The organism is Acinetobacter sp. V89_7 (assembly GCF_029967895.1).
GTDB classification, from domain to species: Bacteria; Pseudomonadota; Gammaproteobacteria; order Pseudomonadales; family Moraxellaceae; genus Acinetobacter; species Acinetobacter soli.
Window position 1 is genome coordinate 37,163 of sequence record NZ_JASCAJ010000025.1, and the last position, 15,231, is coordinate 52,393.

At 44.9% G+C, this 15,231-nt stretch carries 15 protein-coding genes; 9 read left to right on the forward strand and 6 right to left on the reverse strand.

Translation table 11 applies throughout. From position 1 onward, the window contains the following. The first annotated feature begins 158 nt into the window (after nt 1-158). From typA to QLG00_RS06930, 3 genes are all read left to right on the forward strand, one after another. Nucleotides 159-1,991, forward strand: coding sequence for a translational GTPase TypA (gene typA, locus QLG00_RS06920; RefSeq protein ID WP_004934944.1), 1,833 nt, complete (start codon nt 159-161; stop codon nt 1,989-1,991). A gap of 225 nt (nt 1,992-2,216) precedes the next feature. Continuing rightward, the gene (mscL, locus tag QLG00_RS06925) at nt 2,217-2,657 is read left to right on the forward strand and encodes a large conductance mechanosensitive channel protein MscL (RefSeq protein WP_004934947.1); all 441 of its coding nucleotides are present in this window, start codon (nt 2,217-2,219) and stop codon (nt 2,655-2,657) included. A gap of 138 nt (nt 2,658-2,795) precedes the next feature. Further along, the gene (locus tag QLG00_RS06930; protein WP_004945525.1) at nt 2,796-3,143 is read left to right on the forward strand and encodes a gamma-glutamylcyclotransferase family protein; all 348 of its coding nucleotides are present in this window, start codon (nt 2,796-2,798) and stop codon (nt 3,141-3,143) included. Between the two features lie 56 nt (nt 3,144-3,199). Here QLG00_RS06930 and QLG00_RS06935 read toward each other — a convergent pair whose 3' ends face one another. Together QLG00_RS06935 and mutM are read right to left on the reverse strand one after the other, a co-directional pair. Beyond that, a complete protein-coding gene (locus tag QLG00_RS06935; protein WP_004934954.1) occupies nt 3,200-3,487 on the reverse strand; it encodes a peptidylprolyl isomerase in 288 nt (95 codons plus the stop codon). A 3-nt stretch (nt 3,488-3,490) separates the two neighbouring features. Next, a complete protein-coding gene (mutM, locus tag QLG00_RS06940) occupies nt 3,491-4,339 on the reverse strand; it encodes a bifunctional DNA-formamidopyrimidine glycosylase/DNA-(apurinic or apyrimidinic site) lyase (protein WP_282470703.1) in 849 nt (282 codons plus the stop codon). 246 nt (nt 4,340-4,585) lie between these two features. Between mutM and QLG00_RS06945 the strand changes: the two genes are divergently transcribed. From QLG00_RS06945 to QLG00_RS06955, 3 genes are all read left to right on the forward strand, one after another. Then, a complete protein-coding gene (locus QLG00_RS06945) occupies nt 4,586-6,718 on the forward strand; it encodes a TonB-dependent receptor (RefSeq protein WP_282470704.1) in 2,133 nt (710 codons plus the stop codon). A 21-nt stretch (nt 6,719-6,739) separates the two neighbouring features. Next, entirely contained in the window at nt 6,740-7,852 is a 1,113-nt protein-coding gene (locus QLG00_RS06950) for an NADH:flavin oxidoreductase/NADH oxidase (protein ID WP_151869156.1), read from the forward strand. 62 nt (nt 7,853-7,914) lie between these two features. Continuing rightward, the gene (locus tag QLG00_RS06955; protein WP_119025404.1) at nt 7,915-8,838 is read left to right on the forward strand and encodes an AEC family transporter; all 924 of its coding nucleotides are present in this window, start codon (nt 7,915-7,917) and stop codon (nt 8,836-8,838) included. Between the two features lie 43 nt (nt 8,839-8,881). Here QLG00_RS06955 and QLG00_RS06960 read toward each other — a convergent pair whose 3' ends face one another. Continuing rightward, on the reverse strand, nt 8,882-9,703 hold the full coding sequence (locus tag QLG00_RS06960; RefSeq protein WP_282470705.1) for a tetratricopeptide repeat protein: 822 nt from the start codon (nt 9,701-9,703) through the stop codon (nt 8,882-8,884). Between the two features lie 204 nt (nt 9,704-9,907). Further along, entirely contained in the window at nt 9,908-11,344 is a 1,437-nt protein-coding gene (locus QLG00_RS06965) for an NCS1 family nucleobase:cation symporter-1 (RefSeq protein WP_004934974.1), read from the reverse strand. Between the two features lie 172 nt (nt 11,345-11,516). On the opposite strand from QLG00_RS06965, the gene QLG00_RS06970 reads away from it, so the two are divergent. Next, on the forward strand, nt 11,517-12,239 hold the full coding sequence (locus tag QLG00_RS06970; protein ID WP_282470706.1) for an aspartate/glutamate racemase family protein: 723 nt from the start codon (nt 11,517-11,519) through the stop codon (nt 12,237-12,239). A 21-nt stretch (nt 12,240-12,260) separates the two neighbouring features. On the opposite strand, the gene QLG00_RS06975 is transcribed toward QLG00_RS06970, so the two are convergent. Together QLG00_RS06975 and QLG00_RS06980 are read right to left on the reverse strand one after the other, a co-directional pair. Beyond that, complete coding sequence (locus tag QLG00_RS06975) at nt 12,261-12,968, reverse strand: DsbC family protein (RefSeq protein ID WP_104124704.1); 708 nt, start codon at nt 12,966-12,968, stop codon at nt 12,261-12,263. A gap of 144 nt (nt 12,969-13,112) precedes the next feature. Beyond that, complete coding sequence (locus tag QLG00_RS06980; RefSeq protein WP_282470707.1) at nt 13,113-13,838, reverse strand: folate-binding Fe/S cluster repair protein; 726 nt, start codon at nt 13,836-13,838, stop codon at nt 13,113-13,115. A gap of 190 nt (nt 13,839-14,028) precedes the next feature. Here QLG00_RS06980 and QLG00_RS06985 point away from each other — a divergent pair, with 190 nt between their 5' ends. Beyond that, the gene (locus QLG00_RS06985; protein ID WP_151675867.1) at nt 14,029-14,688 is read left to right on the forward strand and encodes a pseudouridine synthase; all 660 of its coding nucleotides are present in this window, start codon (nt 14,029-14,031) and stop codon (nt 14,686-14,688) included. Between the two features lie 126 nt (nt 14,689-14,814). Beyond that, nucleotides 14,815-15,201 carry a ribonuclease E inhibitor RraB gene (locus tag QLG00_RS06990; protein WP_119025401.1) on the forward strand — a complete coding sequence of 129 codons (387 nt, stop codon included), beginning with the start codon at nt 14,815-14,817 and terminating at the stop codon, nt 15,199-15,201. Nucleotides 15,202-15,231 lie beyond the last annotated feature (30 nt).

Below are 15,231 nucleotides of genomic sequence, written 5' to 3' on the forward strand. Positions count from 1 at the left end.
TACGACAAGGTGGCGGTATTCTAATCGAGATGAGGGAAATAATAAAAGATAATAGACAAGAGGCGAAAAAAACGCGGCTATGTCAATAAACTGTCACTACTTTTATGTAGCATTTTTCTGTATAATTTGCCCTCAAGTTTTAGGCTTATCGAATTTTCATGTCAGATATCAAAAATCTCCGCAATATTGCAATTATTGCACACGTCGACCACGGGAAAACGACCCTTGTCGATAAACTTCTTCAACAATCAGGTGCACTTGGCGATCGCGCGGGTGAGATTGAGCGTGTCATGGACTCGAATGCGCTTGAGAGCGAGCGTGGTATTACCATTCTTGCAAAAAACACAGCAATCAAGTGGCTCGACAAACGTACCGACACCGAATACCGTATTAACATCGTAGACACCCCGGGACACGCCGACTTCGGTGGCGAAGTTGAACGTGTAATGTCGATGGTTGACTGCGTATTGTTGCTTGTTGACTCTCAAGAAGGCCCAATGCCACAAACGCGTTTCGTAACTCAAAAAGCGTTTGCACGTGGTTTGAAGCCAATCGTGATTATCAACAAAGTCGACAAGCCAAGCGCACGTTGTGACTGGGTGATCGATCAAGTATTTGACTTGTTTGATAACTTGGGTGCAACTGATGAGCAGTTGGACTTCCCAATTGTTTATGCATCTGGTCTTCGTGGTGTTGCAGGTCCTTCACCAGAAGAATTGGCTGAAGACATGACGCCGTTGTTTGAAACGATTGTAGACATCGTTGAACCACCAGCAGTTGATGTTGATGGTCCGTTCCAAATGCAAATTTCATCACTCGACTACAACAGCTTCGTAGGTGTAATTGGTGTTGGCCGTATTCAGCGCGGTTCAGTAAAAACCAACACACCTGTTACTGTGATTGATAAAGAAGGCAACACACGTAACGGTCGTATCTTAAAAATCATGGGTTACCATGGTCTTGAGCGTGTCGATGTAGATTCTGCATCTGCAGGTGACATCGTATGTATTACCGGTATTGATGCACTCAACATTTCAGACACCATTTGTGATCAGAAAAATGTTGAAGCGCTTCCACCATTGTCTGTTGATGAACCAACCGTATCGATGACTTTCCAAGTCAACAACTCACCGTTTGCTGGTAAAGAAGGTAAGTTCGTGACTTCACGTAACATTCGTGAACGTCTTGACCGCGAATTGATTCACAACGTTGCACTTCGTGTCGAAGACACAGACAGTCCAGACCGTTTCAAAGTATCTGGCCGTGGTGAACTTCACCTTTCAGTTCTAATTGAAAACATGCGTCGTGAAGGTTTCGAGTTGGGCGTATCGCGTCCACAAGTAATCATCAAAGAAATTGATGGCGAAAAACAAGAACCTTACGAAAACGTAACGTTTGACGTAGAAGAACAGCATCAAGGCGCTGTGATGGAACAAATGGGCCATCGTAAAGGCGAAATGACCAATATGGAAGTTGACGGTAAAGGCCGTATCCGTATTGAAGCAACTGTTCCATCACGTGGTTTGATTGGTTTCCGTTCTGAATTCTTGACCATGACCTCTGGTACAGGGATCATGACGTCAAGCTTCTCTCATTATGGTCCTGTGAAACAAGGTACTGTTGCGAAGCGTCAAAACGGTGTATTGATTTCTATGGTTCAGGGAACTTGCTTGGGCTATGCATTGTTCAGCTTGCAAGACCGTGGTCGTTTGTTTGCTAAACCACAGCTTGAAGTGTATGAAGGCATGATCGTGGGTATCAACTCACGTTCTGACGACATGGTGGTTAACCCAACCAAAGCGAAACAGTTAACCAACGTACGTGCGTCTGGTACAGATGATGCATTGACACTTACACCTGCAATTGAATACACGCTTGAACAAGCGCTTGAATTCATTGAAGATGACGAGCTAGTTGAAGTAACACCGAAGTCAATTCGTATCCGTAAGCGTTACTTGACTGAAAACGAACGTAAACGTAACCGCGCGTAATCGGCTCCGGCTCGATACAAGCAAGAAACTGCCAGCTCGTCTGGCAGTTTTTTTTGTTTAAAACGCGGTGCTAAAAACGTTTTATGTAGTTGAAATGTGAAATAACTTTTGTTTTTGAAGTAAAAAACAGTAAATTAAAATCCATAACTGACATAAAAGCTGCATTCATTTTAAGAATGTCATTAAAAAACAACGCAGCACTCAAGTGCTGTCTGGAGATTTTTCATGAGTATTATTCAAGAATTTAAAGAATTTGCTGTTAAGGGCAATATGATTGATCTGGCCGTCGGGGTCATTATTGGTGGTGCATTTGGTAAGATTGTCGATTCTTTGGTAAAAGACGTGATCATGCCGTTAATCACATTGATTACCGGAGGAGGCGTCGACTTCACCCAGAAGTTTATTGTGCTCGGGAACAATCCTGACAATCTGCAATCTTTAGATGCCTTGCAAAAAGCGGGGGTGAACGTGCTCACCTATGGTAATTTTATTACCATTTTGATCAACTTCCTGATTTTGGCATGGGTTGTATTTTTAATGGTGAAACTCATCAACCGTATGCGCCGTAAACAAGAGGCTGCGCCTGCTGCACCAGCACCGACACCAGAAGATATTGCGTTACTGCGCGAAATTCGTGACGAGTTAAGAAAGCGTCCAGAAGCTTAAATTCAACATCCTGTTTGAAAAACGGCACAAACAGTGCCGTTTTTTATGTACCAATTTTATTTGGCATGAATTTTTCTTATGAATTTGAGAAAATAACGATTCGTGCACATCATTTGAAATCCAGAGGATATTTTGGCAGTGAACAGACTTTTTGCTTATGGCACCTTGTGCCCAAACCGAGAAAACGCACACATTATGGCCAATATAGATGGAGTCTGGCAAAAGGCTTATGTTCGCGGCGTGATTCATACTTTGGATTGGGGGCCAGATCAAGGCTTGCCTGCGATTGTTCTGGATTCGGGCGCACCTCAGGTAGCAGGTTTTTTGTTTAGCAGTGATGAGCTAGACCAGCATTGGGATAGGTTAGACGAATTTGAGGGCTTTCAATATGAGCGTGTTCAAGTCGAGATTCAATTGGAAACTGGAGAAAAACTAGAGGCATGGACCTACCAGATGAACCAAAACGCGCGTAAATCTGCACATTGACAGATGTTAACAAGGCCACGATGACGGATATGTACCACGTGGCCGAGTTGCAGTGTTTAACGAAAATCGGTTCTAAATTTGATTTCCAGCAAATGAAAACCAAACTGGCTCTTTATTGGGCCATGCAAAATGCGTTCGGCGGCGCTAAATACCAGTTTGTCTATTACGGGAACTAACTGACCCTTTTTGACTTCGCCAAGCTCTCCGCCGCGTTTGGCCGAATTACAGGTCGAGTATTGCTTGGCAATGTGATGAAAGTCTGCACCTTGCTGAATTTTCTTTTTCAGTTGCTCTGCAAGATCTTTGTCCTTCACTAAAATATGTCGCACAATTGCTGTTTGCATGAATTAACCTCTCTTGCATCGTTTCGGGGCAGTACTGTTTAGCTTTAACGGCTGACACTGGGGACAAAATACACTGGCACGTTGTCCAAGCTTCATGTTTTCTAATGTGGTCTCACAGTTCACACACATTTCACCTGCACGGCCATAGGCCAGCAGCGTTTGCTGAAAATAACCGTTTTCACCCATGGCATTGGTGTAGTCACGTAGTGTAGAGCCACCCAATTGAATCGCATGACTCAAAATACGTTTAATTTCAACCACCAAGCCAGCGATTTGCTCACTCGATAAGGTATTGGCTGGCTGTGCCGGATGAATACCCAGATTAAACAGGCTTTCGGTTGCATAGATGTTGCCTACACCCACCACCACATGATTATCCATGATTGCAATTTTTATGCCGACTTGTTTGGTGCGAAGCTTTTCATATAAATAGTCTGCGTTAAAAGCATCGCTGAGCGGCTCTGGCCCAAGGGTATCAATCAGCTTTTTCTGATGGTCATCATTGAGCCACAAAATACAGCCAAAACGCCGTGGATCGTGATAACGCAACTCGGTGCCATCATCGAAAGTTAAAATCAGGTGATCGTGTTTGCGCAGTTCATCTTGAGCCGTACACAGCCGAAAACTGCCTGACATCCCTAAGTGCCAAAGCATCTGATCGGTTTCAAACTCAGCCAAGATATATTTCGAACGACGCTTGAGCGCACGAAGTTCTTGGCCCACCAAACGTGAAATATCGTCTGGAACTGCCCAGCGTAATCTGGAATCACGTACTGTCACAGACTGGACGCGATGATGTAGCAGGGGGAGTAAACTGGTTTTTGTCGTTTCGACTTCAGGTAATTCAGGCATTATCAGCTCAACTTATCAAACCGATGTTAATATGGGGACGATCCTGTCACTTGTAAAGGGCAGGACGCATGCTATGAGCCTGTTAAAGATAGGCTGATTTTTTATAGACGTCAAAATGTGGCGTATTTACATAAAGATCTGATCAGACATCGATAAAATCGTTTTTTATCGATATGATAGTCAGACATTCGTTGGGCTTTTAAAACTTTTCTTTTTGGGTAAAGATTTCAAGATAAGGATAAATGAATGCGTTTTTTACGATTCAATACGCTTTCTCACTGCATATTTTTAGCAACAGGTTTAGGGGCGACTGGCTCTGTTTGGGCACAAGATACCGCAGACAACCCGCTGACACTCCCAGTCATTCAGGTTGAAGCTACCCGTACTGGCACCACATATTTGCAAACACCTGCATCTATTTTTCGTGTCGATGCACCAGCGCAGCAGCAATCTGCACAAGTGAATCTCACCGAAGTGGTGAAAGGGATTCCAAGCCTGCAAATTAATAATCGTGAAAATTATGCACAAGATTTGCAGCTCTCAATGCGAGGCTTTGGTGCACGCTCAACTTTTGGTGTGCGCGGCATTCGTTTATATGTTGATGGTATTCCGGCCACTATGCCAGATGGTCAGGGGCAAACTTCCAATATCGATTTAAGCAGTTTGGATCACGTTGAAGTACTCACTGGACCATTTTCATCTTTATATGGAAATTCTTCAGGTGGCACCATTTTAACCACCACTAAAGAAGGTCAGGGCAAAGATTCGATTGAGCTGGGATATTCTGGCGGCAGTCACGATAAAGGCCGTAGTGGCATTATTTTGCAAGGCGGTGCCAAAGCGCCGAACGAACCGAGTTATGTAATCAGTTCATCTTACTTCGACACAGACGGTTATCGTGACCACAGCGCAGCCCGAAAAGTATTGAACAACGCCAAACTGACTTGGAATCTAGATGATGGTTCAAAAATTAACTGGATTACCAATTATGTCAAAATCAATGCCGATGATCCGCAAGGTCTGACACGTGAGCAGTGGAAAGCCAATCCAAAACAGGTTAATGATGCCAATAATCTTTATGACGTGCGTAAAGAGATTGAGCAAACCCAAACCGGCCTCACGTGGACCAAACCCCTCAACGATCAAAATGAATTGTATATGATGGGATATCTGGGGAATCGTCAAGTCACACAATACCAGTCGATTCCTCAGTCTGCGCAAAACAACCCGCGACATGCTGGTGGTGTAATTGATTTTGACCGAAATTATTACGGTGCAGACCTTCGCTGGACCGGAAAAGAATTGCTTCCTCACACCACGCTGAGTGCGGGTGTGGCGCTGGATTTTATGGATGAAGACCGTAAAGGTTATGAAAACTATATCACGGTCAATAATCAACCAAGCTACGGCGTAAAAGGAAAGTTACGCCGTGATGAAGACAATACGCTCTGGAATATCGACCCATATTTACAAGCCTCATGGCAGTTTTTACCGACTTGGCGCCTCGATACAGGGCTGCGTTATAGCAACGTTCACTACAAATCAGATGATCAATATATTGTAGGTGTCAACGGCGATGACAGTGGTAAAACGGAATATTCGAAAGTATTGCCATCTGCAGCCTTAAGCTGGCAAATTCAGCCTGAACTACTGGCTTATATCAGTTATGCCAAAGGCTTTGAAACACCTACCTTTACCGAGATGGCGTATCGCCCGGATGGCTTGGGTGGATTTAACTTTGATTTAAATGCATCGACCAGCGATACCTATGAAGCAGGGCTAAAATCGCAAAATAGACTGGGTGATTTTACTTTGGCTGCATTTCAAACCAAAACCAAGGATGATATTGTCTCGGCAGGCAGTACCAACGGCCGTGCAACCTTTCGCAATGCCGATAAAACCTTACGTGAGGGGATTGAGCTGACGTGGAATAAAGCCCTCTGGCGTGATCTGGTGGCTACGGCCAGTTATGGTTATCTCGATGCGACCTTCGATGCCGATGTACCAGCACGTGGAAGCGTCGCTGCCATTACATCAGGCAATAAAATTCCGGGTATTGCAAAAAATCAGGGCTATGTAGGAATCACGTGGAAGCCTCAAACGGGCTTCTATGCAGGGCTCAATGCACAGTACAACGACAAAATTTATGTCGATGATAAAAATTCTGATACAGCACCAAGCTACACCGTTATGGCAGCCTATGCAGGTTACGTGTGGAATATGCAAGCATGGAAGGTCAATGTATTTGGACGAGTGGATAATTTACTCGACAAAGATTATGTCGGCTCTGTGATTGTAAACGATGGCAATGGGCGCTACTTTGAACCTGCCGACGGACGTAACTGGAGTGCGGGCATCCGCGTAGTCAAACAGTTCTAATCTGAGAGAGTAAGCACTAAAATGGCGAAGTTATTTGAAGCAATTCAGTTTGAAAGATTGAGTCTGAGCAACAAAATCGTGATTGCACCGATGTGTCAGTACTCTGCAACCGATCAGGGTGAAGTGACCTATTGGCACGAGCAGCAATGGGCAAACTATGCGCTATCGGGCGCCGGTTTATGCATTATCGAAGCCACGGCCGTGCAGCCCGAAGGACGAATCAGTTATGCCGATCTGGGGCTGTGGAATGATGAGCAGCGTGATCAGATCAAAACCTTACTGAGCAAAGTCAAACAACTTTCGCCGATGCCGTTTGCCATTCAGTTGGCGCATGCTGGCCGTAAAGCCTCGACAGACAAGCCTTGGCAAGGGCGTGGTCAAATCCCTGAAAACGATCCACACGGCTGGCAAACGGTTGCACCGAGCAGTATTGGTTTTGGTGAGCACGATGCGCCGCCTCAAGCTCTTTCACTCGAGCAAATCCAGCAAATCAAAGACGATTTTGTGGCTGCTGCACGTCGTGCGGTGGAAGCGGGATTTGATTTGATTGAGTTGCATGCAGCACATGGGTATCTGTTGCACCAGTTTATGTCGCCATTGTCTAATTTTCGAGATGATGAATACGGCGGTTCATTTGAAAACCGTATCCGTCTGACACTTGAGGTGCTTCAGGCCGTCAAGGCGGTGGTACCTGAAGGATATCCAGTGGGTGTGCGCATTTCCGCAACCGACTGGATGTCTACCGAGAGCTGGGATATCGAATCCAGTGTCGGTTTGTCAGAGGCGCTTGAGCAATTAGGCGCAGCTTATATTCATGTCTCAAGCGGTGGTTTACACCGTATGCAACAGATTAATGTAGGCGCTAATTATCAGGTTCCTTTTGCAGCGCAAATTAAGCAAAAAGTTGCAATTCCAGTGATTGCGGTGGGCTTGATTACCGAGCCAGATCAGGCCGAAGCCATTTTACAAAATGGCGAAGCCGATGCCATAGCACTTGCCCGTGCCATTCAGTACGATCCACGCTGGCCATGGCATGCAGCGGCAGCCTTAGGTGCCGAGATTGAAATCTCACCACAGTACCTGCGTTGTCAACCGCATGGTCTTAAGCAGCTTTTTAAACCGTTTCAACATTAATCCTTTGAAAAGACGCAATTCAATTGCGTCTTTTTTTAGTTTTTAACGCAAGGAATCCCGTCGTGGTTGTTCAGGTCATTGTTCCGATTTTTCTGCTATTACTCGCAGGCTATATCAGCGTCTCCATTCGCCTGATTACGCCTGAGCAAATCAAGGCACTCAGTGCGTTTATTATCAAAATCGCCCTACCTGCATTTTTGTTATTTGCGCTATCGAACAAAACCTTAAACGACATCTGGCATCCGTCTTATTTTTTAGCCTATGGCGGTGGTTCCTTGGTAATTTTTGCCTTGGCTTTTTGTTTTTATCGTTACTTTTTTACTTATTCGCTCACCCCGACGGCAGTGATGGCCATGGGGGCTTCAATGTCAAATACCGGGTTTATTGGTACCGCTGTTTTGACCATGCTGATTGGTTCGCATGCTGCCATCTATATTTCGCTTACCCTGATTTTAGAAAATCTGTTGATTCTGGCTTTGGTATTGGCCTTGGCCGAAGCGGGGATGCAAGAAAAACAGGCAATTTTTCCATTGATGATCAAAACGGCAAAAAGCCTACTCAAAAACCCAGTCATTATTGCAATTATTTTGGGAATGAGCTGTATTTTGCTCGATTTGAGACTTCCGGCACTTCTGAATCAATCATTGGAGTTACTTGGAAAAACGGCGTCGCCTCTGGCATTATTTGCAATTGGTGGCAGTCTGGTCGGCATGGGAATTAAAGCCTTAAACCTGCAAAGTGCACTTTTGGTCGGTATGAAAGTGCTACTCATGCCACTGCTTATTTTTAGCTTGCTTAGTGTTTTGCCTAATGTCAGTGAAGAAATGCTGCATGCCGGAACCATTTTGGCCGCTTTGCCCATGCCGATCGCCTTTGGCATATTCGGGCAAGCCTACGGACTCAATGAACGCGCGCTCACCCCGCTTATGCTCAGTACAGTTATTGGCTTTATAGGGGTGAGTATGCTGATTATCTTGTGGTGGTAGAATCACATTTGCCCGATACAATCGGGCAAAGTGACACGCATTGTTAGCTTTTACTTTTTGCCGCTGGCGCTTTGGCTTTTTCGGCAATCAGTTTATTTACCGCTGCCAGAGATTCTTTAGCTTGAGGCACATTTTCTTGCGCCAGCGCGGTAAAGATTTTTTTGGCTTCATCTAGATTTTGCGGCACAATGTTGCCATTGGCCATCATATTGCCCACTGCCATCAAGGCCGGAACATAGCCTTTTTTGGCCAGTGTTTCGATGGTACTCAAGCCCGATTTAACGGTCGCTTCATTTTTGGTTTTAAAGCCCTGACTGATGTCGTAGATGGCTTTAAGGTGCATGGCACGATAATTATTTTGCTTGATCAGCGGATTGAGTTTTTGCAAAGCAAGCTGATCTGACGCCGGTTTATTCTTTGCAAAGAGCAATACCGCCAGCTCCACCGTTGCTTCATCAAAGCCAGCATTCGATGCTTTTTCTAGATACTGGCGTGATTTCTGAGCGTCCTTCGCTACGCCCAAATCACCAATCGAATAAATCTGGGCCAGTCGATAAGTGGCAACTGAATAGCCCTTGTTCGATGCTTCTTCATAATAGCGTAAGGCTTTTTTCGGATCTTTGCTGGTCCCTTGGCCCAGTTCGGTCATAAAGCCTAAATTATAAATGGCCTGCGCATTACCAGTTTTGGCCAGACGGTCAATTTCCTGATAAGCCGCTGGATAATTTTTTTGATTATAAAGCTGTTCTGCTTTTTCAAATGGCGTGCCTTGTGCAGGATTACTGCCTTGGGCTTGCGGTGCGGTTGCTGCAAAACTCACTGTAGTCGATAGTGCCACAACAAGGGCAAGAAGCTGTTTTTTCATGTACCAAATCCTAATGCTTACTCATATCATTCCGTTGATGAGTATTTGTGTTTTGTGATCTAGTTCATATTAAGTAATTTATGCCGAATGTAAATGGTTCAATCGAGACAATTTACAGGATTTTGCTACAAGGCGTATCGTTCTGGAGAGACCATGTAAAAAGCTCCCCAAAAATGGAGAGCTTATGAAGAAAAGCAGCGTGTATTAAGGTTTGATCATGGCCCGTTGAATGGCTTTCACCTCTTCGCGGCTTAAATAACGGTAGAAGCTTGCGCCAAGAAATGCACCAATAAACCAGTTAAACGGTGCGAGATGTTGCAGTGCAGGCACCAGTGTAAATACCAAGCCAATCACGACAGCAGGAATCAGCGCACAAACTGCTTTTGGATTCACACCTTTTTTATACCAGTATTGTCCCGTGCTCTTGTCATTGAATAACTCATCGACCATTACCTGCTGTTTTTTTACAAAATAAAAATCTGCAATCAAGATACCAAAGAGCGGGCCAATAAATGCGGCCAGCACATCTAAGGTGTAATGAATCAGCTCTGGTGAGTTAAACAAATTCCATGGAGTAATGAGTACCGAGCCTAAGGCGGCAATCATCCCTGCGCCACGAAAGCTCAGTTTTTGTGGGAAAATATTAGAAAAATCGAATCCGGCAGACACAAAGTTCGCCACAATATTAATGCCAATAGTGGCTGTAAGTACAGTAATCAGGCCCAATACCACGGCCACCGTGCTGTCAATCATGGCAACGGTTTCCAGCGGATCGGTCACCATTTTGCCAAATACGCTGTAAGTCGCCGAGACAGTAACCACGGTGATCAGAGAGAAGAAAATGAAGTTAAATGGCAAACCCCAGAAATTGCCTTTTTTCACTTGTTGCATGTTTTGGCCATAACGGGCGAAATCACCAAAATTAAGAAGTGGCCCAGAGAAATAAGAAACCACCAACGCAATGGCTACAAATGTTTGGGTAATTTGCTGACCAGTCGTGAGATTTTTTTCGCTTAAACTAAATGAGATATTGCTCCAGCCTGCTTTGTAGACCAGATACGCTGCCAAAATAAACATTACCACGTATACCAGCGGGCCTGCCCAGTCGATAAATACCCGAATGGCATTCATGCCTTTCCAAAATACTAAGGCCTGTAATACCCACATAAAGCCAAAACAGATCCAGCCAATGCTACTTAAGCCAGCAAAGCTATTGAGCGTGAGGGGTTGCAGACTTGGAAAAAATTTGAGCAAAATAAGCATGAGCGCATTCGATGCCAACCAAGTTTGAATACCGTACCAAGAAATGGCAATTAACCCTCGAATCAATGCCGGGATATTGGCACCATAGACCCCAAAGGCTTGTCGGGAAATAACGGCATACGGTACGCCTGACACTTGGCTTGGTTTGGCAACCAAATTGGCGCAGATCTGAACGATCACAATACCCACAATTAATGCCAGAAAAACCTGCCAGCTTGCCAGCCCGAGTGCAAACAGGCTGGCTGCAACAATATAGCCACCCATACTGTGTACGTCGGCCATCCAGAATGAAAAAATGTTATACCACGACCAGTTTTGTTTAGCGGGTGCCAAATCTTCATTGGTCAATTTTGGACTGTAATTTGAATTGTCTGTCATAGTGCTACATCATGCGGATGAACTGTTCAGACCAGTCATGCAGGATTCACGCCAATTCCACCGTGTCATCATCAAAAATAATGAAAGTGATGATTTTATTGAGGATGTCTTGTGTCTTTTAAAATTTACATGCGAGAATCGGGCAATATCTCGAGCAAAATGGAAGAGCATCGTGCGCAAAAATGAAGCAATAAATACACGCATTCAAGTGATTAATCCGAATACATGTGAAGAAATGACGCACTCTATTGGTCTCGCCGCTGAGCAAGTGGCCGCAGCTTCTACCCAGATTATTGCGCAAAATCCAAAAACAGGCGTGCCGTCCATTGAGGGTCACTACGATGAGGCGATTTCGGCCATTGGTGTACTCGATTTAATTCGAGAAGGACGCGAGCAGGGGGTGCATGGGCACATTATTGCCTGTTTCGGTGATCCTGCATTACATGCTGCACGTGAGCTGGCAAAAGCTCCTGTAATTGGTATTGCCGAAGCGGCGTTTCATATGGCGACTTTGGTGGCGACCAAATTTTCGATTGTCACCACCTTGTCACGTACCCGAATTATTGCCGAGCATTTATTACAACAATATGGCTTTGAAGGGCACTGTGCCAAAATTCGCTGTATCGATTTGCCGGTTCTCGCCCTAGAAAATGACAAGGAATATGCCTATATCAAACTGCTCGAAAGCTGTCAGCAGGCCAAAATGCAAGACGGAATTGGCGCCATTGTGCTGGGCTGTGGTGGTATGGCCGAAATGGCCGATCGTGTGAGTCAGGAAATTGGCATTCCGATTATCGATGGTGTGCGTTGTGCGGTGAAACTGATTGAAGGTTTACATGGTATGGGAATCCAGACCAGCAAATGGGGTGATTACGATTATCCATTATCGAAATAACCCCAAAACTGAGCAACCTGCTTATTTGGCCTGATCTAGCACGGTATTCAAACTTGCGGCATCCATCGCACCGGCAAGACGTTCGCCGTTTTTCAAAAACATTGTCGGTGTGCCTGAAATGTTGAGCTTTTCACCCAAGGCCAGATTCTTCTGGATAGGCGTTGCGCACTGTGCAGAGGCAGTCGGTGCTTGATCGCGAATCAGGTAATCTTGCCATGCCTGATACGGATTTTTTGAGCACCAGATTTGAGCTGCAATCTTTTCGGCATTTGGATGCAAGCTCTTTAATGGATAAAGAAAGGTATAAATGGTCACATTGTCGATTTGACTCAGCTCTTTTTCAAGGCGTTTGCAGTATGGACAATCAGGATCGCTAAAAACATACAGCACCCGTTTGCCATTGCCTTTGACATGTTTGATGGCCTGATTTAACGGCAAATCTGCCACGTTGATTTTATTGGCTTGCTGCATACGCTCTGCGGTGAGGTTGCGCTGATTTTTCGGATCAACCAAGTTACCGACTAAAAAGTACTGAGCATCGTCACTGGTATAAACAATTTGACCCTGCGTCAATACTTCATAAATACCTTTGACGGGCGTCGGGGTGACCGAGCTGACCGCAATATCTGGATAATTCTTTTTTAAATTTTGTTGTACCGTGTTTACATCGGCATGTGCCAAACCCATGCCCGCTAAACTTAAAACCAATGTATGAAGCCAAAGTTTCATAAAAATTCCAAACAAAAATGCTTTAAGCATAATGCCGAAATAATGGCGTAGTTTTGGTTACAAAATGTGATTAATGCAGCGCTAAGGTATAAAAAACAAAGACTCAAACACCGACGCCGGTATTTGAGCCCTTTATGCTTTGCTTTAACTTTGTGGGCGTGCAACGTCACCACTTAAATGTGCAGGTAATTCATGTAGCTCAAGTGCTGCTTGTTCTAATGCTTCTGGCTTGGCCACCACCAGAGCGGTAAAGCCTGTGGCTGTGGCGATACTGTTGACCACCTCAACATCTGCATGCAGTTGCTGACCTGCGGCAGGTACATCACCTTGACCTGCCACCAAGTGTAACCAGCGCTTAGGTTTGGCTTTAAACCAGAGGCGGGCAACCACTTCCTGACCTAAATAACAGCCTTTGTCGTAGTCCACACCAAGGCGTTGATGCAAGCGTAACTCTTGCGGTTGAAACACATGCTCGGTGGCCTGAGAAATCCATGCTTGACCCGACTCAATGGCCGCAAGCTGCCAAGCGGCAACATCTGTCTCGGCATTTGAAAATACGGTCGAGCTGTCTTGAATGGTAGGGAAAACCGGGCCGAGTGTGTCCAGTTTCATTTTAGAAAATGCACCGTACTTTTTGATGTGCTTGGCAAATTCTTCACCCTGATCGTGTGTGGTGACCAAAATAAACTCTTCAGGGTTCAACTTGGTGATCCATAGACCGAAATGAATACGGCCTTTTAAATCGCAAATTCCGGTATAGCGGGTGGTGTTTTCGGCTAAGCGTTCGACATGCAATAACACTTGGCCTTGCAAAAATTTTTGTGCATCGACACCAATCAATGAAAATGCAGTAAAAGCGACATCGCTCATAAAACTTCTAACCTGAGTTCTATAAAAATATGCTAACTATTCTGCGCTATTTCATCAAAAAAATCAGCTTTTACAGATTGTTTGTGTCTCATCTGTTTCTAAATAAAAGCAGTTTTACACCCCAATTGACAGTTAAAAATGTGCTTGATATGGTGCGCAGCCAGTTTCCAGTAAAAGACACACCAGCTGTATGCGCTCAGGCTTTATTTATAATCCGCCCCAACATCCACTCGATATTATCTTTGAAGATCATGACCTGATTGTGGTGGATAAACCTGCGGGATTATTGTCGGTGATGGGCCGTCTGCCTGAGCATCAAGACAGTGCCTATTTACGTGTGCTGACGATGTATCCAGAGGCGAGGGTGACACATCGACTGGATATGGCCACCTCCGGCTTACTCATGTTTGCCAAGCATCGTGACGCGGAAGTGGCCATCAGCAAACTCTTTCAATTGCGCCGAATCAAAAAAGAATACACTGCGTTGGTGCAAGGATGCCCAGACACCCAAGGCTGTATCGAAGCACCACTCATCACCGATTGGCCAAACCGCCCCAAGCAGAAAATTGATTTTGAAACGGGTAAATCTGCCAAAACCCTATATGCGCGTCTGGAATATTGTGCTGCTACTCAGCAAAGCCGTATGCGGCTTGAACCCGTCACTGGGCGTTCGCATCAGCTCCGTGTGCATCTCATGCATATTGGTCATCCGATTCTGGGCGACAAACTGTACCATCCGCAACCGCAGAATTTTGCACTTGGTCGTATGGCACTACACGCCACACGTCTTAGTTTGATTCATCCGATCACAGGTTTAGCGCTCGAATTGAGTTCGACTGTGCCGTTTTAATTCTGGTATATGCTCTGGATACCATGACATAAAATTGAGTAATAAAACGTATCCGACGCTAAAATTGACATAAAAGTAAGCTAAGCTAAAAACAGACTTTTGCACCATCACAACAAGGATAAAAGAATGAGCCGAAATTACGAATTATTTCCAGACGACGACAATGGCAATGTGCTCTGGCAGATGGTTGAAGATGGCAATGACCTGAAAGAGCCACACGAGTTTGAATTTTCGATTGTATTTAAAGAGCAGGCCGATCTTGAAAAATGCGCAATACATTTGTTGCACCAAGAACAAAAAGTGTCTTTTTTTCAAGAAGATCAGCATATTGAAGGCTCAGATTTATGGGTGCTCAACATTCATGTCACCATGATTCCAGAATATGAAGATATTGAAGATCTAGAGCAGTGGTTTACGCGTATCGGGCAGGAATTTAACGGCGATTACGACGGCTGGGGCTGCATGAGCTACTTGTACGAATACGAAGAAGACGACGAACAGCTTCATAATTAAGCAGTCGGATGTTCATTCGTATTTCAAACC

Excerpts from the sequence above, each read along its gene's own strand:
- typA (WP_004934944.1), top strand. The coding sequence starts at position 159 with ATGTCAGATATCAAAAATCTCCGCAATATTGCAATTATTGCACACGTC.
- QLG00_RS06960 (WP_282470705.1), bottom strand. The coding sequence starts at position 9,703 with ATGAAAAAACAGCTTCTTGCCCTTGTTGTGGCACTATCGACTACAGTG.
- QLG00_RS06965 (WP_004934974.1), bottom strand. The coding sequence starts at position 11,344 with ATGACAGACAATTCAAATTACAGTCCAAAATTGACCAATGAAGATTTG.
- QLG00_RS06975 (WP_104124704.1), bottom strand. The coding sequence starts at position 12,968 with ATGAAACTTTGGCTTCATACATTGGTTTTAAGTTTAGCGGGCATGGGT.
- QLG00_RS06985 (WP_151675867.1), top strand. The coding sequence starts at position 14,029 with ATGCGCTCAGGCTTTATTTATAATCCGCCCCAACATCCACTCGATATT.
- QLG00_RS06980 (WP_282470707.1), bottom strand. The coding sequence starts at position 13,838 with ATGAGCGATGTCGCTTTTACTGCATTTTCATTGATTGGTGTCGATGCA.
- QLG00_RS06990 (WP_119025401.1), top strand. The coding sequence starts at position 14,815 with ATGAGCCGAAATTACGAATTATTTCCAGACGACGACAATGGCAATGTG.
- QLG00_RS06945 (WP_282470704.1), top strand. The coding sequence starts at position 4,586 with ATGCGTTTTTTACGATTCAATACGCTTTCTCACTGCATATTTTTAGCA.
- QLG00_RS06935 (WP_004934954.1), bottom strand. The coding sequence starts at position 3,487 with ATGCAAACAGCAATTGTGCGACATATTTTAGTGAAGGACAAAGATCTT.
- mscL (WP_004934947.1), top strand. The coding sequence starts at position 2,217 with ATGAGTATTATTCAAGAATTTAAAGAATTTGCTGTTAAGGGCAATATG.
- QLG00_RS06950 (WP_151869156.1), top strand. The coding sequence starts at position 6,740 with ATGGCGAAGTTATTTGAAGCAATTCAGTTTGAAAGATTGAGTCTGAGC.
- mutM (WP_282470703.1), bottom strand. The coding sequence starts at position 4,339 with ATGCCTGAATTACCTGAAGTCGAAACGACAAAAACCAGTTTACTCCCC.